The following is a 468-nucleotide window of genomic DNA, read 5'->3' as shown; positions in this document are numbered from 1 at the left end:
CCCGCGCCTTGCGCTCCGCCTCGGCCGCGTCGAGACCGGCCTCGTCGCGGGCCCGCACCGCGGAGGCGAAGCGGACGAGCCGCAGCTCCAGGTGGCGCAGTGCCTCGACGACCTTGCCGATGCGCTGGCCGGTGATGTCCTGGAAGGCGCAGGCCTCGAAGATCTCGTAGATCTTCTCCTCGACGTTGGCGCGGTAGTTCGCGTCGTCGGGCAGGCCGAGCATCGCCTCCGCCGAGGCCATGATCGTGTTCGTGGCGCCGGCCGTGGCCTCGAGCACGCTCCCCAGCTCCTCGTGGGCCATGGGGATGCGGTCGCGGGTGATCTCGTTGGCGCGCAGCGCCGCGATCTCCTGCCGGAGATGGCTGATGTAGTCGGCGATCTCGACGAGCTCGTGCACCATGTCCCGCTGGGGCGCGGTGCGGGGGGCGGCTTGGCGTGGAGCGGATTGGACGGCTTGAGGCATGGCAG

Annotated in this window: 1 protein-coding gene; it reads right to left on the bottom strand. The window is 71.2% G+C overall.

Going from position 1 to position 468, the window contains the following annotated elements:
- Positions 1-400: protein phosphatase CheZ (locus RAD15_RS43730; RefSeq protein ID WP_458184849.1), on the bottom strand; the 400-nt coding region annotated here is incomplete at its 3' end.
- Between the last annotated feature and the right edge of the window lie 68 nt (positions 401-468).

It is taken from the genome of Bradyrhizobium sp. 14AA, assembly GCF_054185205.1.
The sequence above is the reverse complement of the archived record's forward strand: the minus strand, read 5'-3'. Positions and strand labels throughout refer to the sequence as shown.